17 protein-coding genes are annotated in these 18,950 nt (G+C 63.6%); 12 read left to right on the forward strand and 5 right to left on the reverse strand.

All coding sequences use genetic code 11. The annotated features are described in order from the left end of the window. Positions 1–54: 54 nt before the first annotated feature. On the reverse strand, positions 55–1,821 hold the full coding sequence (locus VE092_RS16305) for a methyl-accepting chemotaxis protein (protein ID WP_324878512.1): 1,767 nt from the start codon (positions 1,819–1,821) through the stop codon (positions 55–57). A gap of 356 nt (positions 1,822–2,177) precedes the next feature. On the opposite strand from VE092_RS16305, the gene dapC reads away from it, so the two are divergent. The 8 genes from dapC to VE092_RS16345 all read left to right on the forward strand — a co-directional run bounded on the left by dapC (position 2,178) and on the right by VE092_RS16345 (position 10,528). After that, positions 2,178–3,389, forward strand: a complete 1,212-nt coding sequence (dapC, locus tag VE092_RS16310; protein ID WP_324878514.1) for a succinyldiaminopimelate transaminase — start codon at positions 2,178–2,180, stop codon at positions 3,387–3,389. 58 nt (positions 3,390–3,447) lie between these two features. Continuing rightward, positions 3,448–4,281, forward strand: coding sequence for a 2,3,4,5-tetrahydropyridine-2,6-dicarboxylate N-succinyltransferase (gene dapD, locus VE092_RS16315; RefSeq protein ID WP_006462557.1), 834 nt, complete (start codon positions 3,448–3,450; stop codon positions 4,279–4,281). Positions 4,282–4,395: 114 nt separating this feature from the next. Continuing rightward, positions 4,396–4,755, forward strand: coding sequence for an ArsC family reductase (locus VE092_RS16320; protein WP_234296524.1), 360 nt, complete (start codon positions 4,396–4,398; stop codon positions 4,753–4,755). A 2-nt stretch (positions 4,756–4,757) separates the two neighbouring features. Next, positions 4,758–5,885, forward strand: coding sequence for a succinyl-diaminopimelate desuccinylase (gene dapE, locus VE092_RS16325; protein ID WP_324878518.1), 1,128 nt, complete (start codon positions 4,758–4,760; stop codon positions 5,883–5,885). Between the two features lie 24 nt (positions 5,886–5,909). Further along, positions 5,910–6,800 (forward strand): 50S ribosomal protein L3 N(5)-glutamine methyltransferase, encoded by an 891-nt coding sequence (gene prmB / locus VE092_RS16330; RefSeq protein WP_102662904.1) that lies wholly within the window; start codon positions 5,910–5,912, stop codon positions 6,798–6,800. A gap of 50 nt (positions 6,801–6,850) precedes the next feature. Next, positions 6,851–8,836 (forward strand): ATP-binding cassette domain-containing protein, encoded by a 1,986-nt coding sequence (locus tag VE092_RS16335; RefSeq protein WP_324878522.1) that lies wholly within the window; start codon positions 6,851–6,853, stop codon positions 8,834–8,836. A gap of 135 nt (positions 8,837–8,971) precedes the next feature. Beyond that, positions 8,972–9,775 (forward strand): cystine ABC transporter substrate-binding protein, encoded by an 804-nt coding sequence (locus VE092_RS16340; RefSeq protein WP_324878524.1) that lies wholly within the window; start codon positions 8,972–8,974, stop codon positions 9,773–9,775. Between the two features lie 93 nt (positions 9,776–9,868). Next, positions 9,869–10,528, forward strand: a complete 660-nt coding sequence (locus tag VE092_RS16345) for an amino acid ABC transporter permease (protein ID WP_324878526.1) — start codon at positions 9,869–9,871, stop codon at positions 10,526–10,528. Between the two features lie 137 nt (positions 10,529–10,665). On the opposite strand, the gene VE092_RS16350 is transcribed toward VE092_RS16345, so the two are convergent. Next, on the reverse strand, positions 10,666–10,947 hold the full coding sequence (locus VE092_RS16350; RefSeq protein WP_324878527.1) for a hypothetical protein: 282 nt from the start codon (positions 10,945–10,947) through the stop codon (positions 10,666–10,668). 186 nt (positions 10,948–11,133) lie between these two features. On the opposite strand from VE092_RS16350, the gene ompR reads away from it, so the two are divergent. Genes ompR through VE092_RS16365 form a run of 3 tightly spaced genes read left to right on the forward strand, consistent with a single transcriptional unit; the run spans position 11,134 to position 13,850 of the window. Further along, positions 11,134–11,895, forward strand: a complete 762-nt coding sequence (gene ompR / locus VE092_RS16355) for a two-component system response regulator OmpR (RefSeq protein ID WP_039874787.1) — start codon at positions 11,134–11,136, stop codon at positions 11,893–11,895. 37 nt (positions 11,896–11,932) lie between these two features. Then, positions 11,933–13,294, forward strand: coding sequence for a sensor histidine kinase (locus VE092_RS16360; protein ID WP_324878530.1), 1,362 nt, complete (start codon positions 11,933–11,935; stop codon positions 13,292–13,294). Continuing rightward, positions 13,287–13,850, forward strand: coding sequence for a flagellar protein FlhE (locus VE092_RS16365; RefSeq protein WP_324878532.1), 564 nt, complete (start codon positions 13,287–13,289; stop codon positions 13,848–13,850). Before VE092_RS16360 ends, VE092_RS16365 begins: the two co-directional genes overlap by 8 nt. 20 nt (positions 13,851–13,870) lie before the next feature. Here the strand turns inward: VE092_RS16365 and radA are convergent, their stop codons facing one another. Continuing rightward, entirely contained in the window at positions 13,871–15,256 is a 1,386-nt protein-coding gene (gene radA / locus VE092_RS16370) for a DNA repair protein RadA (RefSeq protein WP_324878534.1), read from the reverse strand. A gap of 47 nt (positions 15,257–15,303) precedes the next feature. Continuing rightward, complete coding sequence (gene alr, locus VE092_RS16375) at positions 15,304–16,383, reverse strand: alanine racemase (RefSeq protein WP_324878536.1); 1,080 nt, start codon at positions 16,381–16,383, stop codon at positions 15,304–15,306. 239 nt (positions 16,384–16,622) lie between these two features. Here alr and lplT point away from each other — a divergent pair, with 239 nt between their 5' ends. Beyond that, positions 16,623–17,894: a lysophospholipid transporter LplT gene (lplT, locus tag VE092_RS16380; protein ID WP_324878538.1), complete on the forward strand. Its 1,272-nt coding sequence runs from the start codon at positions 16,623–16,625 to the stop codon at positions 17,892–17,894. A gap of 35 nt (positions 17,895–17,929) precedes the next feature. Here the strand turns inward: lplT and VE092_RS16385 are convergent, their stop codons facing one another. Further along, positions 17,930–18,937, reverse strand: coding sequence for a DUF1853 family protein (locus VE092_RS16385; protein WP_324878541.1), 1,008 nt, complete (start codon positions 18,935–18,937; stop codon positions 17,930–17,932). Positions 18,938–18,950: the final 13 nt, after the last annotated feature.

The raw sequence follows: 18,950 nt of genomic DNA on the forward strand, positions 1-18,950 counted from the left end.
TGCGCCGACTTGCATCGGCACAGCGTCAAGCGCTATCTACGGTGGCAGCGAGGATCAGAAGGTTTCCCAGTCGCCGTCATCGCCGGTGGGCACCGGCTTCTTCCCGGCGGCGGCCGGCTTGGCTGCGGGCATTGCCAGCGCAGCTGCCTTGACGGGGGCCGGAGCGGCCGCCTTCGGCGTCAGCTTCGGGGCGGGCTTGAAGGCCGGCGCGGACGCCGGCTTGGCCGCCATTGCCGGGGCCGGGCGCGCAGCCGCCTCCACGGCGGAGGCCTCGCCTTCGACCTGGAACGTGGCCACGGCCGCCTTCAGGCGTCGCGCCTGCTCTTCCAGCGAGCCGGCTGCGGCGGCGGCTTCCTCGACCAGCGCCGCATTCTGCTGGGTCACCTGATCCATCTCGCCAATGGCCAGGTTGACCTGTTCGATGCCGCGGCGCTGCTCTTCTGAGGCGGCCGAGATTTCGCTGACGATATCGGTCAGGCGATGCACCGCCGAGACCACCTCGCCCATGGTTTCACCGGCGCGGGCCACCTGGTCGGAGCCACTGCCCACGCGCTGCACCGAATCCTCGATCAGGGCCTTGATTTCCTTGGCGGCCTGGGCGCTGCGCTGGGCCAGCGAGCGCACCTCGGAAGCCACCACCGCAAAGCCGCGGCCCTGCTCGCCGGCCCGCGCCGCCTCGACGGCGGCGTTCAGGGCCAGGATATTGGTCTGGAAGGCAATGCCATCGATGACGCCGATGATGTCCGAAATCTTGCGCGAACTTTCAGTAATCCCTTCCATGGTCTGCACCACCTGCCCCACCACCTCGCCCCCGCGCTTGGCGATTTCCGAGGCGTTGTTGGCCAGTTGCCCGGCCTGGCGGGCGTTGTCGGCGTTCTGCTTCACGGTGGCAGTCAGCGAATCCATGTTGGAGGCGGTGGTCGCCAGCGAGCCGGCCTGCTCTTCGGTACGCGAAGACAGGTCCAGGTTGCCGGCCGCGATCTCGTGCGCACCGACGTCGATGGCATCGGTGCCCTGGCGGATGCCCTTGATCACCCCGGCCAGGCGTTCACGCATGGTCGCCATCTCGTAGAGCAGACTGCGCTTGTCGCCGGGCCGGGTATCGACTTTCACGGTCAGGTCGCCATTGGCAATACGGGTGGCGATGGCCACCGCATAGGCGGGCTCGCCGCCCAGGCTGCCGGTGATGCGGCGGATGATGGCCAGCATCATCACCGACACCACCACGCCCACCACCAGCAGGATGCCCAGGAGCCGGATCAGGTCGCTGCGGAACTGTGCCTGTACGTCGCTGAGGAACACGCCGGTGACGATGAACCAGTCCCAGGTCTTGTTATGCACGACATAGCTCATCTTGGGGGTGCGGTTGCTGTCGTCGGTGCCGGGCAGGCGGCCCATGTACTGGACGAAGCCGTGCTGCTTTTCCTGGCCGACCTTCATCATCTCGACGTAATAGGCCTTGCCCTCGGAATCCTTGCGATCGGCCACGTTCTTGCCGATCATGGCCTTGTTGGAGGGCAACATCAACACCACCGGCCTGGAATCGAAGATGAACAGGTAGTTGTCGCCGTCATAGCGCATGGCGGCGATGCGCTCCAGGGCGCTCTTCTGGGCCTCTTCCTTGGACATCTTGCCGGCGGCGACATCGGCCACATAGCTGTTGACCACCCCATTGGCGGCCTCGACCACGCGACGCAGGCCGTCCTTGCGTTCGTCCATCATGTTTTCACGGGCGCTGAAGGCCGACCAGGCGGCCAGCAGCAACAGACCTACCCACATCACGACCAGCGCAGACAGTAGCTGCGCCCTTAGGCTTTTCATTCTTGTTCTCCGGGGTTCAGTGGCCGACCTCGTGAGCCGGCCCGTTTTGGCGACTGTCCACCATACCGCCGAAAGCATCCTGACAATCCCTTGAATACAGCACCTGAGCGGGCCCGATTTTCCCGATTGCACATTTCACAACAACACCGCGCCCGGACTGAACACCCGCCCGCTCTGCCTGTTTGCCGTCCGGCAGCTTGCCGCTCCGACATGTCGTCGGAACAAGTCGCAGCCGACCATGGGCGCGGCAATGACGGTATAATCGCAAGCTTTCCCAGCCCTTTGCCGCGACCGTCGCGCCTGCCGGATCCTCCAGCCGGGCGCCGGCCCGGGCAGTTTTATTCCAGTCCAGCGACGTGAATCCCCTACTCGACCAACTGCAGCCCTATCCCTTCGAAAAGCTCAAGAAGCTGTTCGCCGGCATCACGCCCGATCCGGCCTATCGTCCGATCAGCCTGGGTATCGGCGAGCCCAAGCATCCGACACCGGAATTCATCAAGCGCGCGCTGACCGACAACCTGGCCGGCCTGGCTTCCTACCCGGCCACGCTGGGCAGCGACGCCCTGCGCGGAGCGATCGCGGACTGGCTGCAGAATCGCTATGGCATCCCGCGCCCTGATCCGGCCACCGAAATCCTGCCGGTCAATGGTTCGCGCGAGGCGCTGTTCTCGCTGACGCAAACCGTGATCGACCCCACCAGGCCCGGTGCACTGGTGATGTGCCCCAACCCGTTCTACCAGATCTACGAAGGCTCGGCCTATCTGGCCGGGGCTCAGCCGTACTTCGTCAATTCCGACCCGGCGCGCAACTTTGCACCGGACTTCAGTCAGGTGCCGCAGGAGGTGTGGGAACGCGTGCAGCTGCTCTTCGTCTGCTCGCCCGGCAACCCCACGGGCGCGGTGCTGACGCTGGAAGACTGGAAGGAACTGTTCGCCCTGTCGGATCGCTATGGCTTCGTGATCGCTTCCGACGAGTGCTATTCGGAAATCTACTTCAAGCAGGAGCCGCCGCTGGGTGGCCTGGAAGCCGCCCGCAAGCTGGGCCGCGACTACCGCAACCTGATCGCATTTTCCAGCCTGTCCAAGCGCTCCAACGTGCCGGGCATGCGCTCGGGCTTTGTGGCCGGCGATGCGGCGATCCTGAAGAAATTCCTGCTCTATCGCACCTACCATGGCGGCGCCATGAGCCCGGTGATCCAGGCCGCGTCGGTAGAGGCCTGGAAGGACGAGACCCATGTCCAGGACAACATCGCCAAGTACGTCACCAAGTTCTCGCAGGTCACCCCGCTGTTGCAGGAAGTGCTGGACGTAGCGCTGCCGGACGCGGCCTTCTACCTCTGGGCCAAGGTCGACAAGCTGGTTGCCATCAGCGACACCGAATTCGCCCGTCGCCTGTACGCCGAATATAATGTCACAGTGCTGCCCGGCAGCTACTTGGCGCGCGAGGCGCATGGCGTCAACCCTGGCGCCGGCCGCATCCGCATGGCCCTGGTGGCCGAAGTCGAGGAATGCCTGGAGGCGGCGCAACGCATCGTCGCCTTTACCAAGAAACTCGCCGGCCAGGGCTAAAAGCCCGCCGACAAGCGAGACCAATACCCCTTTCACCCAACCGTTCATAGATACCAACATGACACAGTCCATTCAGCAAATCATCGATCAGGCGTGGGAAGACCGCGCCAGCCTGTCCCCCAAGAGCGCCCCGGCCGACATCCGCAATGCAGTCGCCGAAGTGATCGCAGGCCTGAACGATGGCACCCTGCGCGTCGCCAACCGTCAAGGCGTCGGCCAGTGGGAAGTCAACCAATGGGTGAAGAAGGCCATCCTGCTGTCGTTCCGCCTGGAAGACAACGTGCCGATGTCGGCCGGTACCGGCTACCCGCAGTTCTACGACAAGGTGCCCACCAAGTTCGCCAACTACACCGCCGAAGATTTCGCCAAGGGTGGCTTCCGCGTGGTGCCGCCGGCGGTGGCCCGTCACGGTTCCTTCATCGGCCGCAACGTGGTGCTGATGCCCTCCTACGTCAACATCGGCGCCTACGTCGATGAAGGCACGATGGTCGACACCTGGGCCACCGTCGGCTCGGCCGCCCAGATCGGCAAGAACGTTCACCTGTCCGGTGGCGTGGGCATCGGCGGCGTGCTGGAGCCGGTGCAGGCCGGCCCGGTCATCATCGAAGACAACTGCTTCATCGGCGCCCGTTCGGAAGTGGTCGAAGGCGTCATCATCGAAGAAAACTCGGTGCTGTCCATGGGCGTGTACATCGGCCAGTCCACCAAGATCTACGATCGCGAAACCGGTGAAGTGCATTACGGCCGTGTGCCGGCCGGTTCCGTGGTGGTACCGGGCAACCTGCCCTCCAAGGATGGCAAGTACAGCCTGTACGCCGCGATCATCGTCAAGAAGGTCGATGCCCAGACCCGCTCCAAGACTTCCATCAACGAACTGCTGCGCGGCGAGTAATCCCGCCTTGCGGCTTCATTGAAGTCCTGCATCACCACGCGCCGCGCCGGTCGTCTTGTACACCGGCGCGGCGTCGTGTTCTAGTGGCCCTCATTGCAAAGCGCGAGAACGAGCATGAGCGACAAGATCACCCTCTTCGGCATCCCCAACTGCGACACCGTCAAGAAGGCCCGCGTGTGGCTGGACGAGCAAGGGATCGCCTTCCACTTCCACGATTTCAAGAAAGCCGGCCTGGAGGCCGCACAGGTGCAAGCCTGGCTGAAGGACGTGGAGCGCGACGTGCTGGTCAACCGCAAGGGGACCACCTGGCGCGCCCTGCCGGACGAACGCAAGGCCGCCATCACCGATGACGCTGCCGCAGTTGCGCTCATGGTGGAAAACCCCTCGGTGGTGAAGCGCCCGGTGCTCTTTGATGGCAAGCACTATCACGTCGGCTTCAAGGCCGATCAGTATCAACACATTTTCGAGAAATGATCATGAGCAAGACGCTGGCCCTGACCCAGGAATTGATGTCCCTTTCTTCCGTCACCCCTGAAGACAAAGGCTGCCAGGCGCGGCTGGCGGAATTGCTCGCGCCCCTGGGCTTCGTCTGCGAGACCATCCAGTCCGGCGACGTCACCAACCTGTGGGCGCGCAAGGGCACAGCCCAGCCGCTGGTGGTCTTCGCCGGCCACACCGACGTGGTGCCCACCGGCCCGCTGGAGAAGTGGCAGTCGCATCCCTTCCAGCCGACCCTGCGCGATGGCCGCCTGTATGGCCGTGGCGCCTCCGACATGAAGACCTCGATCGCCGCCATGGTGGTGGCCTGCGAGGAGTTCACGGCAGCCCATCCCGACCACAAGGGCTCCATCGGTTTCCTCATCACCAGCGATGAAGAAGGCCCGGCCATCGATGGCACCGTGGTGGTCTGCAACGCCCTGAAGGCACGCGGCGAGCAACTGGACTACTGCATCGTAGGCGAACCGACCTCGGCCAAGACCCTGGGCGACATGATCAAGAACGGCCGTCGCGGCACCATGTCGGGCAAGCTGACGGTCAAGGGCATCCAGGGCCACATCGCCTATCCGCAACTGGCGCGCAACCCCATTCACCAGGCCGCGCCGGCGCTGGCCGAGCTGGTCGGCGAGCAGTGGGATGCGGGCAATGAATACTACCTGCCGACGTCGTGGCAGGTCTCCAACATCCATGGCGGCACCGGTGCCTCCAATGTGATCCCGGGCGAAGTGGTGATCGACTTCAATTTCCGCTTCTCCACCGCCAGCACCGTGGAAGGCCTGCAGCAGCGCGTGCATACCATCCTGGACAAGCATGGCCTGGAATACGACCTGAAGTGGACGGTCGGCGGCCTGCCCTTCCTGACCCCGCGCGGCGACCTGTCGGACGCGCTGGCCAAGGCGATCAAGGACGAGACCGGTCTGGAGACCGAACTGTCGACCACCGGCGGCACCTCGGATGGCCGCTTCATCGCCCAGATCTGCCCGCAGGTGATCGAATTCGGGCCACCCAACGACAGCATCCACAAAATCGATGAGCACATCGAAGTGCGCTACATCGATCCCCTGAAGAACATCTACCGCAAGACACTGGAAAACCTGCTGGCCTGAGTGCCGGGCATTGAAGAGAACATCATGACCCCCAACAATTTCTCCACCGTGCGCGACCTGCTGCGCTACGCCGTGACCCGTTTCAACACCGAGCAACTGTTCTTCGGCCACGGCAGCAGCAATGCGCTGGACGAGGCAGCCTACCTGATCCTGCATACGCTGAAGCTGCCGCTGGACCAGCTCGATCCCTTCCTCGATGCACGCCTGCTGCCCGAGGAAATTGCCTCCGTCATGCGCGTGATCGAACGCCGCAGCAAGGACCGCGTACCGGCCGCCTACATCACCAATGAAGCCTGGCTAGGCGCGTATCGCTTCTACGTCGATGAGCGCGTGATCGTGCCGCGTTCCTTCATCGCCGAACTGATTCCGCAGCATTTCTCGCCGTGGATCCAGGACCCGGAAGCCATCGTGAATGCGCTGGACCTGTGCACCGGTTCGGGCTGCCTGCCGGTCTTGCTGGCCGACGCCTTCCCCCATGCGCAGATCGATGCCGTCGACATCTCCGCCGATGCCCTGGCGGTGGCGCGCAAGAACGTGGACGAGTACCAGCTGCAGGAGCGTATCAACCTGGTCGAGTCGGACCTCTACACCCAACTGCCGGCCCGCAAGTACGACCTGATCATCAGCAATCCGCCGTATGTGAATTCCGGTTCCATGGCCAAGCTGCCACAGGAATACCTGCGCGAGCCGCAACTGGCGCTGGCCGGCGGCGAAGATGGCATGGACCTGGTGCGCAAGATCGTCGCTGGCGCCGCTGAACGTCTCACGCCCGAAGGCGTGCTGGTGGTCGAGATCGGTAACGAACGTGCCTTTGCCGAAGCCGCCTTCCCGGAACTGGAACTGACCTGGCTGACCACCAGCGCCGGTGACGACATGGTGTTCCTGGTCACGGCCGAACAACTGCAACTGGGCTGAACTGCCAGGCCCGTCCTGCTCCACCGCGTTCCACTGATTGTGAATCACCGATGATCCGTTTCCAGCAAGTCTCCCTCCAGCGCGGCGTCAAGCCGCTGCTGGAGAATGTCGACCTGACGCTCAACCCGGGCGACAAGATCGGCCTGATCGGCGCCAATGGCGCCGGCAAGTCCAGCCTGTTCGCCATGCTGCGTGGCGAACTGCACGCCGACCAGGGCAATATCGATTTCCCGGCACGCTGGCGCATGGCCTACGTGGCGCAGGAAACGCCGGCGCTGGACCGTCCGGCCATCGAATACGCCATCGATGGCGACGCCCACCTGCGCCAGCTGGAAGCCGATCTGGCCCGCGCCGAAGCGCAGCCCGATGACAAGCACGACGGCAACCACATCGCCGAACTGCACACCGCACTGGCCGATGCCGACGCCTATACGGTGCGCTCGCGTGCCGAGCAGTTGCTGCTGGGCCTGGGCTTTTCGCTGGAACAGATGGCGCGCCCGGTGGCCAGCTTCTCGGGTGGCTGGCGCATGCGCCTGAACCTGGCGCAGGCGCTGATGTGCCCGTCCGACCTGCTGCTGCTGGACGAACCGACCAACCACCTGGACCTGGACGCCATCATCTGGCTGGAAGACTGGTTGAAGCGCTATGAAGGCACACTGCTCATCATCTCTCACGACCGCGATTTCCTGGATGGCGTGGTCAATGTCATCGTTCATATCGATGATCGCAAGCTCAAGCGTTATTCCGGCAACTACAGCGCCTTCGAGCGCCAGCGCGCGGCCCAGCTGGAACTGATGGCCGGCATGATCGAGAAGCAGCAGCGCCAGCGCGCCCACCTGCAATCCTTCATCGACCGCTTCAAGGCCAAGGCCACCAAGGCGCGCCAGGCGCAGAGCCGCATGAAGGCGCTCTCCAAGATGGAAGAACTGGCGCCGCTGCGGGCGGCGGCCGAATTCTCCTTCGAGTTCCGCGAACCGCTGTCGGCGCCCAACCCCTTGCTGGTGATGGAAAAGGTCAACGCCGGCTATCACATCGAGGGCAAGAACGGCGCGCCGGATGAAGACAAGATCATCGTGCACGGCATCGACTTTTCGCTGCAGAACGGCCAGCGCATCGGCCTGCTGGGCGTCAACGGCGCCGGCAAGTCCACGCTGATCAAGACGGTAGCGGGCGAGATCGATCCCTTGTCCGGCACGGCCCGCCTGGGCAAGGGGCTGGTGATCGGTTACTTCGCCCAGCACCAGGTGGAGATGCTGCGCCATGACGAATCACCGCTGTGGCATCTGACGCGACTGGCGCCGGATGTGCGCGAGCAGGAGTTGCGCAACTTCCTGGGTAGCTTCAACTTCAACGGCACCATGGCCTCGTCCTCCATCGCGCCCTTCTCGGGTGGCGAAAAGGCCAGGTTGGCCCTGGCCCTGATCGTCTGGCAGCGCCCCAACCTTTTACTGCTGGACGAACCGACCAACCACCTCGACCTGGAAACCCGCGAAGCCCTGACCATGGCCTTGGCGCAGTTCGAGGGTACGCTGGTCCTGGTGTCCCACGATCGACACCTGTTGCGTGCCACCACCGATCAGTTCCTGATCGTGGCCGAGGGCAAGCTGCAAGACTTCGACGGCGACCTGGACGACTACAAGGACTGGCTCTTCAAGACCAAGCTGGCCGCACGCAACGATGCCGCCGCCGCAGCGCCCCTGCCCACGGCCAGCCAGGTGGTGGATGCCACTTCGTCGGCCAGCAATGTGGACCGCAAGGAGCAGAAGCGACTGGAAGCCGAGCAGCGCCAGAAGATATCGGCGCTGAAGAAACCCATCGAGACGCGCATCAAGCGGCTGGATGAACAGATCGCCAAGCTCAATGCGCGCAAGGCTGACATCGATGCGCGGCTGGGAAGTGCCGATATCTACGATGCGGCCAACAAGGAAGAACTGAAGACGCTCATCACCGACCAGGCCTATTGCAGCAAGGAGCTGGAACAGCTGGAGAACGAGTGGCTGGAGCAACAGGAAGCGCTGGAGCAACTGCAGGCCTGATGGTGCCTGGATCGAGGCCGGCATAAGCTTTCTACATCAAAGTCTTAAGCCAGCCCTTGCAGTTCGGCAAAACGAAGGCATCATGGCGACCTGGCTGCGTTTTCGTGGCGATTGTTTTCGAAAGGAAATCGACAAATGAACAAGAACATCAAGCAATGGCTGCTGGCCGGCGTTGGCGCTGCACTGCTGGCCTCTTCCCTGAGCGTTTCCGCAGCTGACCTGCTGCAATCGGTCAAGAGCAGCGGCACCCTGAAAGTGGCGCTGGAAGGCAACTACCCTCCGTTCAACTTCAAGGACCCCAAGACGGGCGAGCTGACCGGTTTCGAAGTCGACGTTGCCAAGCTGCTGGCGGCCAAGCTGGGCGTGAAACCAGTCTTCACCACCACCGAATGGAGCGGCATCCTGGCGGGCCTGGGCGCCGGCAAGTATGACGTCATCATCAACCAGGTGGGCATTACCGACGAACGCCAGAAGGCCTTCGACTTTTCCGATCCCTACACCCTCTCCAGCGCCCAGTTGATCGTGCGCAAGGATGAAAAGCGCGAATTCAAGAGCCTGGACGACCTGAAGGGCAAGAAGCTCGGCCTGGGCCAGGGCACCAACTTTGAACAGAAGGCCAAGGCCGTGCCGGGCATCGACGTGCGCACCTATCCGGGTTCGCCGGAATACCTGGCTGACCTGGCCGCCGGCCGCATCGACGCCGCCCTGAATGACAGCCTGCTGGTCGGCTACATCCTGAAATCGACCAACCTGCCGCTGAAGGCCGGCAGCCCCATCGGCACGGTCGACAAGATCGGTATCCCCTTCCGCAAGGGCAACCCGGAATTCAAGGCCGCGCTGAACAAGGCCTTGGCCGACATCAAGGCCGATGGCAGCTTCAAGGCCGCTTCCGAGAAGTGGTTCGGCATTGACGTCAGCCAGCCGCCGAAAGCACAATAAGGCGCGCTCACCGGCGCTCCATGCCGCCCGGCGCTGACCGGGCGGACCGACTTATCCCCGCATTGCGGGGATAATTTTTTATATCGAATGCCTATGGAAATCCTGGAACTGCTACAGCAAGCCGCCCCTACCCTGGCCAAGGGCGTGGGCTATACCCTGCTCTTCGCACTGGCGTCGATGGTGGGCGGACTAGTGCTGGGTTTCGTGCTGGCCGTGGCGCGCATCGTTCCCTGGCGCCCTATCCATTGGCCCGCTGCGCTGTACGTCAGCATGATGCGCGGCACGCCCTTGCTGGTGCAGATCTTCGTGGTGTATTACGGCCTGCCGGGCATCGGCATCGAATTCTCGCCGCTGACGGCCGGCGTCCTGACCCTGAGCCTGAACGCCGGGGCCTACCTGTCGGAAAGCCTGCGCGGTGCCATACTGGGCGTTACCCGAGGCCAGTGGAACGCCTCCTACAGCGTCGGGCTGACCTATTTCCAGACCTTGCGCTACATCATCGTGCCGCAGGCGGTGCGCATCGCCGTCCCCTCGATGAGCAACACCCTGATCAGCCTGATCAAGGATACCTCGCTGGTTTCCGTCATTACTGTCACAGAACTGATGCTGGCCACCAAGGAAGTGATCGCCGTGACCTTCCGTCCACTGCCGCTGTATCTGGCTGCCGCCGGCATCTACTGGGTGTTGAGTCTGTGCTTCGAGGCTTTGCAACACAGGCTGGAAAAGAAACTGGGCAAGGCGCACCAGATATAGGTCTGGCGCGCAGGCAGAGACCTCTCGGCCAGCGAGCGTGAAAAAAGCCCGGATGTTGTGCATCCGGGCTTTTCGCATTTGTGGTTCGGGGCGGGAGCCTTTCCGTGCCGACAACATCCATGCATCAGTAATCAGCTCTAGCGTTTGACGCGGTAGATGTCCTGACCGACCTCGTTGATCTGGCGCCGCAGTTCCCGCCGTTCATCGGCACTGAGCTTGCCGTTGCGGCGCTGCTCCTGATCGCTGGCGATCTGGTTGCGGTGATCCTGGGGATTGAAATCTCCCGTGTGCTGACGGAAGTCGCCCGGCTGTCCCGGCATCGGCCGGCTACCCTGTGGCGGGGCGGCCAACGCGGCCGCTCCCACACCGAGCGCCAGCATCACTGCCAGACCTAGCTTGTTGACGACTGCAATCTTCATAAGGCGTATTTTCCGGGGACAAGAAACCAAATGAGAAAAGCCCGGATGACATGGCTTTCCCGCGTGATTCCAGTTTAGGCCGCAGGCCGCGATGGTATAAGATGATTAAGGTAAGGTATGTAACAGTTTGTAATGGATCATCCGACCCGACTTGCTCAAAATCGCCAAGACGCTACCATAGGCAACATGAATACAACTACCGGCAACAATAGTAATACGACAACATCCGCCAATCAATTCAAAGTATTGGTGGTGGATGACGATATCCGTCTGCGCGACCTGCTGCGCCGCTATCTGACGGAACAGGGTTTCAACGTGGTCACGGCCGAAAACGCCCAAGCCATGAACAAGCTCTGGATCCGTGAGCGCTACGACCTGCTGGTGCTGGACCTGATGCTGCCGGGCGAAGATGGCCTGGCGATCTGCCGCCGCCTGCGCGGCGCCGGCGACCAGACCCCGATCATCATGCTCACCGCCAAGGGCGAGGACGTGGACCGTATCATCGGCCTGGAAATGGGGGCAGATGACTACCTGCCCAAGCCGTTCAATCCGCGTGAGCTGGTGGCCCGCATCAACGCGGTGCTGCGCCGCAAGGGCCCGGATGAATTGCCGGGTGCGCCTTCGGAAACCCCGGAAACCTTCGAATTCGGCGATTTCATCCTCGATCTGGGGACCCGTACCCTGAAGAAGAACGGTGAAACGATTTCCCTCACCACCGGCGAATTCTCGGTACTGAAGGTCTTTGCCCGTAACGCCCGCCAGCCGCTTTCGCGTGAAAAGCTGATGGAAATGGCGCGCGGCCGTGAATATGAAGTCTTCGACCGCAGCCTGGACGTGCAGATTTCGCGCCTACGCAAGCTGATCGAGCCGGATCCGGCCAATCCCTTGTACATCCAGACCGTCTGGGGCTTGGGCTATGTCTTCATCCCGGAAGGAAAACCGCGCTGATCGCCCGCTTCACCCCTGACCTGCAGGCCGTTTGCCGATGAAAGCCCGACCCCAATCAGGATGGTTCAGCAACGGCCTGTTCTGGCGTACCTTCTTCCTCCTGACCTTCCTGATCACCGCCAGCATGGTGGCCTGGGTGGCCAGTTTCCGCATGGTCGAACGCGGCCCGCGTGCGGAGCAGCTGGCCGCCCAGATCGTCTCGGTGGTCACCATCACCCGCGCCGCGCTGACCCACTCGGCGCCGGAGATGCGACGCGAACTCCTGTTCGACCTGGCCAGCAATGAAGGTATCCGCATCTATCCGCTGGAAAAGACCGACCGCATCGTCCCGCCGGAAGACTCGCCCATCGTCCCCGAACTGGAGTACTACGTGCGCCAGTCGCTGGATGAGAACACCACGTTCGCCTCCAGCGTGAACGACGTCGAAGGGTTCTGGATCAGCTTCAACATCGATGACGACCAGTACTGGCTGATGCTCGACCGTGGCCGCCTGGATCGCACCTCCAGCCTGCAATGGCTGGGCTGGGGCTCGATTGCACTGTTCCTGTCGCTGATCGGCGCGGTCTTCATCTCGACCCTGATCAACCAGCCGCTGGCGCGCCTGACGGCTGCAGCCCGCGCCATCGCCAAGGGGCGGCAACCGGAACCGCTACCCGAGTCCGGACCGACCGAGATCGAGGAAGCCAACCGCAGCTTCAACCAGATGGTGGCCGACCTCAATCGCATCGAGTCCGACCGCGCCCTGATCCTGGCCGGCATTTCGCACGACCTGCGCACCCCGCTGGCACGCATGCAGCTGGAAGTGGAGATGGCCAACCTCTCCGATGAATCGCGCGACGGCATGCATTCGGATCTGGCGCAGATGGATAGCATCATCGGGCAGTTCCTCGACTACGCCAAACCTTTCGACACCAGCAATCTGGAAACCATCGACCTGGCCAGCCTGCTGGAGGACGTTGCCAGCAACTCCGGCCGGCTGTCCGACGTGAAGATCACCACCCAGATCACCCCGGCCACCGAAGTCGCCGGCAATGGCACCGAGCTGGCGCGGGTCTTCAGCAACCTGGTGGAAAATGCCCGCCGCTACGGCAAGACGCCGGGCACCGAGTGTGCGGAGATCCATCTGCGCAGCCGCATCGAAGGGCATCACGTAGTGGTGGATGTGTTCGATCATGGCCCGGGCGTGCCGGAAAACGAATGCGAGCGCCTGCTGCGGCCGTTTACCCGCCTCGATACGGCGCGCGGCCAGGCCAACGGCTCCGGCCTGGGGCTGGCCATCGTCAACCGCATCGTGCTCAAGCACAACGGCAAGCTGGTACTGAAGGGACATGAGGAGACCTATGGCGGCCTGCTGGTGCAGATCACCCTGCCGCTCAAGGGTCATCGCCGCCATGCGTGAAGGCCCACTGCCTGGCCGCCTGCTGATACTGCTGGCCGGCATCCTGTGCCTCCCGGCGCTGGCGCAGAGCTACGCCGACCGCAACCTGAGCCTGCCCCAGGGAGGCGCCGAGAGTCGGCGCCCGATCATCATCGTGGCGCCGGTGACCCCGGCCCCGCCAACGCCAGCGACGCCGGGTGCGCCCAAGCGCGGACCCAGCGGCGCCTATGCCTCCGACGAGCCGGGGCCAGACATCCGCGCCGGCAAGGTCGACTATCTCACGCAGTTCAAGGTGGTGGGCCGGATCCCGCCGGGGTCGACCATCAACAAGGTCAGCTGGCGCTATACCGTAGCGCGCAAGCCGGCCGGCTTCGAAGCCCGCCTCTGCTGGCAGGATGCCGGCCTGTGCTGGGACGTCAGCCAAGCCAGCAGCGGCAGCACCGACTTCTTCAATGGCCGTGACGCCAGCCGGCCATTCCAGCTCTACTACGGCATCCGTGGCGCGCTGCGCAGCGGCGAGCCGCCGGTCAAGGGCGAGATCAACCAGGTCATCGTGACCTTCGACATTCCCGGTTGAGCTCTGTCCCGGCGCGCCGATCAGGCCGCGTAATCGTCGATCTCGCGCGCCTTCTGCAAGGCGTCGTCGATGCGCTCCACCGCAATCACCTTGAGGCCCTCGATGGCCTGCTTGGGCGCATTGGCCTTGGGAATGACAGCAATCGAGAAGCCCAGCTTGGCAGCCTCCCGCAGACGCTCCTGGCCACGCGGTGCCGGGCGGATTTCGCCGGCCAGGCCGACCTCCCCGAAGACCACCAGACCGCGTGGCAGGGGCTTGTTGCGCATCGACGAATTGATGGCCAGCAGCACCGCCAGGTCGGCCGCTGGTTCGGTAATCTTCACACCGCCCACGGCATTGATGAACACATCTTGGTCAAACGCTGCAACTCCCGCATGACGATGCAGCACCGCCAGCAACATCGCCAACCGGTTCTGCTCCAGCCCCACCGAGAGCCGGCGGGCATTGGGCACGTGCGAGCTGTCCACCAGCGCCTGGATCTCCACCAGCAGCGGTCGCGTACCCTCCTGGGTCACCATCACGCAGGAGCCGGGGACCTGGTTTTCGTGCTGCGAGAGGAACAGCGCCGAGGGATTGGATACCCCCTTCAAGCCCTTCTCGGTCATGGCAAACACGCCCAGCTCGTTGACCGCGCCGAAGCGGTTCTTGAAAGCGCGTACCAGGCGGAAGCTGGAGTGGGTATCGCCTTCGAAATACAGTACCGTATCGACGATGTGCTCCAGCACCCGCGGACCGGCCAGCGCGCCCTCCTTGGTCACATGGCCGACCATGATGATGGTGATGCCGGACGTCTTGGCCACCCGGGTCAGCTGCGCCGCGCATTCGCGCACCTGCGCCACCGAGCCCGGGGCTGAGGTCAGGGCATCGGAATAGACGGTCTGGATGGAATCGATGACCGCCACTTCCGGCTTGTGCTCGGCCAGGGTGGCGAGAATCTTTTCCAGCTGGATTTCCGCCTGCAGCTGCAGTTCACGGGCATCCACCGCGAGCCGCTTGGCGCGCAGGGCGATCTGCGAACCAGACTCTTCGCCGCTGACGTAGAGCACCTTCTTCAGCTTGGAGATATTGGCCAGCGCCTGCAGCAGCAGGGTCGACTTGCCGATGCCGGGATCACCACCGATCAGGGCCACCCCGCCTGGCACCAGGCCGCCGCCCAGCACGCGGTCGAATTCCTCGATGCCAGTGCCGAAACGCGGCACGTCGATGGCCTCGATATCGGCCAGACTGAGCACCGGCGCGGTCTGCGCCAGGCTCTGCGGTGTCGAGGAGTAGCGGTTGCCGCCGGCCGGCTCCACCAGGGTCTCCACCAGGGTGTTCCACTGCCCGCAGGCCGGACACTGGCCGGCCCATTTGTTGCTGACCCCGCCGCATTCGGTGCAGGTGTAATTGGTCTTGAGCTTCGCCATCTTCGCCTTGCTGTTTGCTGTTGCTTCGCCGGGACTAAGGCCGCGACCTATTCCACTTCGCGCACGGCCACCCGTGGGGCCAGTGCGCACATCAACTCGTAACCGATGGTGCCGGCGGCAAAGGCCACCTCATCGATGGGCAGGCGCTGGCCCCACAGCTCGACATGGCTGCCCACGCCCGCACCGGGGAGAGCGCTCAGGTCGACTTCCAGCATGTCCATCGATACCCGGCCCACGGTCGCCGTCCTGACGCCATCGACCAGCACGGGAGTACCGCTGGGAGCGTGACGCGGGTAACCGTCGGCGTAGCCGCAGGCCACCACGCCCAGCCGCATCGGTTTGTCGGCCACGAAGCGGCTGCCATAACCGACCGCCTCGCCCGGCTGGATCTCCTGCACGCCGATGATGCGGCTCTCCAGGGTCATCACGGCGCGCAAGCCGAAATCAGCCGCCGTGCCGCCGCCCGGAGTGCCTCCGTAGAGCATCACGCCAGGACGGATCCAGTCATTGGCCAGCTCACCGTGCATCAGGTCGGCGGCCGAGTTGCACAGGCTGCGGGCGCCCGTCAGGCCTTCGGCGGCGGCCTCGAAGCGGCGCACCTGTTCCTTCAGCGGCAGCGCCGGATTGCCGGCATCGTCGGCATTGGCGAAGTGGGTCATCAGGGTGATGCTGCGCACCCCGGCAATCTGTTGCAGGCGTGCGTGGGCGGCGCGATAGAGGTGTGGCTGGAAGCCCAGGCGGTTCATACCGCTGTTCATCTTCAGATGCACATGCCAGTGGGCGTCGCCGGCATAGGCTTCCAGCAGGGCGATCTGTTCGTCGCAATGGACGGCGAACTGGATATCGTGACGCGCCAGCACCGGCAGGTCATCGGCATCGAAAAAGCCTTCCAGCAGCAGGATGGGCTTGGTCCAGCCGAGTTCACGCAGACGCACCGCGTAGTCCGGCTCCACCAGCGCCAGCCCGTCGGCGGCGGCCAGGCCGCGCATGGCGCGCTCCAGACCGTGGCCATAACCGTTGGCCTTGACTACGCCCCAGACCTTGGCGGCAGGAGCGTGGGCACGGGCGACGGCCAGATTGTGTTGAAGTGCGGAAAGGCTGATGGAGGCAAGGATCGGTCTGGGCATGATCTCGGGTAAGGTGATGACAGCGGGCAGATGAGAGGCAACGCGCACCGCAAGCCGACAGAGTCCACAAGGCCGCCAGGGGCCAGTCTCTCGCAGTGCGCCCGGAAGTTTTTGCCCGGCGCGGAACAAGCGGGCATTTTACCGGACGAACATCTTTCTGGTTTGACTTATGACGGGGAGCTCATGGTTTCATGGTATAAAGCTAGCCGGACATCATTTGTTATACATCTTGGACAGGGATGAATCGCGGTTTCTATACCATCATGGCGGCGCAGTTCTTTTCGTCGCTCGCCGATAACGCGCTGCTGATCGCCGCCATCGCCCTACTTGCCGAAATGCATTCGCCAGCGTGGATGACCCCGCTGCTGAAGCTGTTCTTCGTGCTTTCCTACGTGCTGCTGGCGGCTTTCGTGGGCGCCTTCGCCGACGCCTTCCCGAAGGGCAAGGTCATGCTGATCACCAACATGATCAAGATCGGCGGCTGTTCCCTGATGTTCTTCACCGTGCATCCGCTGCTGGCCTATGCCGTGGTCGGCTTCGGCGCAGCGGCCTACTCGCCGGCCAAGTACGGCATCCTCACCGAACTGCTGCCGCCTGAGAAACTGGTGGCTGCCAACGGCTGGATCGAGGGGCTCACGGTGGGGTCCATCATCATGGGCACGGTACTGGGAGGGGCGCTGGTCAATCCCAAGATCTCGGCGGTGATCCTCAGCTTCGACTTCCCGATGATCGATCTGCCCATCGACACCCCCACCGAAGCAGCACTGTGCATCATCTCCTGCATCTACGTCATCGCCGCGCTGTTCAACTTCTACATTCCTGATACCGGTGCCCGCTACGATCACCAGGAACGCAATCCCATCCGACTCATCGTCGATTTCGCCGGCTGCTTCACCACCCTCTGGAAAGACAAACTTGGCCAGATCTCCTTGGCGGTGACCACGCTCTTCTGGGGCGCCGGCGCAACCCTTCAGTTCATCGTGCTGAAATGGGCCGAAAAATCCTTGCACATGCCGCTGGACAAGGCTGCCATCCTGCAGGGCATCGTCGCCGTCGGTGTGGCGCTGGGCGCCATGGCCGCCGCCCGCTTCGTTCCACTGAAGAAATCGCTGACCGTGATGCCGCTGGGCATCGTCATGGGCATCGTGGTGATGCTGATGACCACCACCACCTCGGTCTGGGTGGCCTATCCGCTGCTGGTGATCGTGGGTGCACTGTCGGGCTACTTCGTGGTGCCGATGAATGCCCTGCTGCAGCATCGCGGCCACGTGCTGATGAGCGCCGGCCATTCGATCGCGGTCCAGAATTTCAATGAAAACCTCTCGGTGCTGACCATGCTGGTGCTGTACGCGTTCATGGTGCGCATGAACCTGGATGTGAATACCGTCATCATCATCTTCGGCTCCTTCGTGGCCGGCATCATGTACCTGATCATGCGCCGTCACGCCGCCAACCAGCGCGAACACGATTCACTGGCGCTGATCGGCGAGGACAAGCACCCTCACCACTGAAGCCCTGGCGAATCTGAAGCTGCACTTCGGCAGCGTCAGACCTGAACAACAGCGTGCTGCACGGTAGCGGCGGCGCGCTCTTCCCACTGCGGCGGCACGACGAAACCCCGCGCCGTTTCCAGCAATTCCGCTCCGGTCGATGCACTCGGGCGGCAACGGGCCACCATCACCGGACTATCGTCGGTCTGAAACAGGGTCTCCAGCCGCAACAGCAACTCTTCCAGCGTCAATCCTTCGGCCAGCGGCAGTCTTGCCGGTGCCAGCCAGGCCAGGCGCGGCAGCAGCACATAGCGGTCGGCCGCAACGGCGCGCTCGCGCAGGAACTGCGCCTCCCCCCAGAAACCGCGGCAATGATCCGGCGCAATGCCCATCGTCGGCGGCAGGGTCAGGGCTTCATCGTGCCGGTAGAACAGCCAGCCCTTCACCAGTGCGCGCGCTGCCACCACCGGGGCCGGCAGCACGGCCCGGGCCGCTGGATGGGCCGATAGCTGCAGTTGCTGCTGCATGATCTTGCGCATCTTGCGCCCCAGGGAATCGGCCAGATTGGGGCCGACGAAGGCATCAGCCTGACAGGCATCGCGCGACTGCAACAGATAGAACTTGGTCGCAAATTCCCAGTGCACGATCCCTCCAGCCTCCTCGAAGTCGGGAGGGCGCACCAGGAAATCGAACTCCCCCAGCGTCTCGCGCGTCGGACCCTGGTTGCTTACCTGCAGATTGGCAGCCACCAGCAGGCCCTGCTCGCGCAGATAGAAACCTAGCAGCTTTTCCGCATAGCGGCCCAGCCGGGCCGACGGTTGCCTGGCCATTTCCGCGTGCAGCGCGGCGTGGCGGACAGGGTCGTCCTGCAAGTCGTGCAGCCAGTTGACCACCTCGGGAGAAAGCTGGCCCAGCGTGGCGACCCGCCCCTCCCAGCAGGCAGCCTGCGGCGCCAGCAGATCGGGGGCATACAGCAGCCAGGCCAGCGCGCGCACGTGCGGATCGCGAAGCTCAGGCCAGCGCTGGTGAAAGCGCGCCTGATGCGTAGAAGCTTCGATTGCCATGGGTGCGGCGCCG

It is taken from the genome of Herbaspirillum sp., assembly GCF_035644555.1.
In the GTDB taxonomy this organism is placed as follows: Bacteria; Pseudomonadota; Gammaproteobacteria; order Burkholderiales; family Burkholderiaceae_D; genus Herbaspirillum.

What these genes read in the sequence shown, in the direction of transcription:
- VE092_RS16305 (WP_324878512.1), bottom strand. Translation starts at nt 1,821, where the DNA reads ATGAAAAGCCTAAGGGCGCAGCTACTGTCTGCGCTGGTCGTGATGTGG.
- dapD (WP_006462557.1), top strand. Translation starts at nt 3,448, where the DNA reads ATGACACAGTCCATTCAGCAAATCATCGATCAGGCGTGGGAAGACCGC.
- VE092_RS16320 (WP_234296524.1), top strand. Translation starts at nt 4,396, where the DNA reads ATGAGCGACAAGATCACCCTCTTCGGCATCCCCAACTGCGACACCGTC.
- dapE (WP_324878518.1), top strand. Translation starts at nt 4,758, where the DNA reads ATGAGCAAGACGCTGGCCCTGACCCAGGAATTGATGTCCCTTTCTTCC.
- prmB (WP_102662904.1), top strand. Translation starts at nt 5,910, where the DNA reads ATGACCCCCAACAATTTCTCCACCGTGCGCGACCTGCTGCGCTACGCC.
- VE092_RS16335 (WP_324878522.1), top strand. Translation starts at nt 6,851, where the DNA reads ATGATCCGTTTCCAGCAAGTCTCCCTCCAGCGCGGCGTCAAGCCGCTG.
- VE092_RS16340 (WP_324878524.1), top strand. Translation starts at nt 8,972, where the DNA reads ATGAACAAGAACATCAAGCAATGGCTGCTGGCCGGCGTTGGCGCTGCA.
- VE092_RS16345 (WP_324878526.1), top strand. Translation starts at nt 9,869, where the DNA reads ATGGAAATCCTGGAACTGCTACAGCAAGCCGCCCCTACCCTGGCCAAG.
- VE092_RS16350 (WP_324878527.1), bottom strand. Translation starts at nt 10,947, where the DNA reads ATGAAGATTGCAGTCGTCAACAAGCTAGGTCTGGCAGTGATGCTGGCG.
- ompR (WP_039874787.1), top strand. Translation starts at nt 11,134, where the DNA reads ATGAATACAACTACCGGCAACAATAGTAATACGACAACATCCGCCAAT.
- VE092_RS16360 (WP_324878530.1), top strand. Translation starts at nt 11,933, where the DNA reads ATGAAAGCCCGACCCCAATCAGGATGGTTCAGCAACGGCCTGTTCTGG.
- VE092_RS16365 (WP_324878532.1), top strand. Translation starts at nt 13,287, where the DNA reads ATGCGTGAAGGCCCACTGCCTGGCCGCCTGCTGATACTGCTGGCCGGC.
- radA (WP_324878534.1), bottom strand. Translation starts at nt 15,256, where the DNA reads ATGGCGAAGCTCAAGACCAATTACACCTGCACCGAATGCGGCGGGGTC.
- alr (WP_324878536.1), bottom strand. Translation starts at nt 16,383, where the DNA reads ATGCCCAGACCGATCCTTGCCTCCATCAGCCTTTCCGCACTTCAACAC.
- lplT (WP_324878538.1), top strand. Translation starts at nt 16,623, where the DNA reads ATGAATCGCGGTTTCTATACCATCATGGCGGCGCAGTTCTTTTCGTCG.
- VE092_RS16385 (WP_324878541.1), bottom strand. Translation starts at nt 18,937, where the DNA reads ATGGCAATCGAAGCTTCTACGCATCAGGCGCGCTTTCACCAGCGCTGG.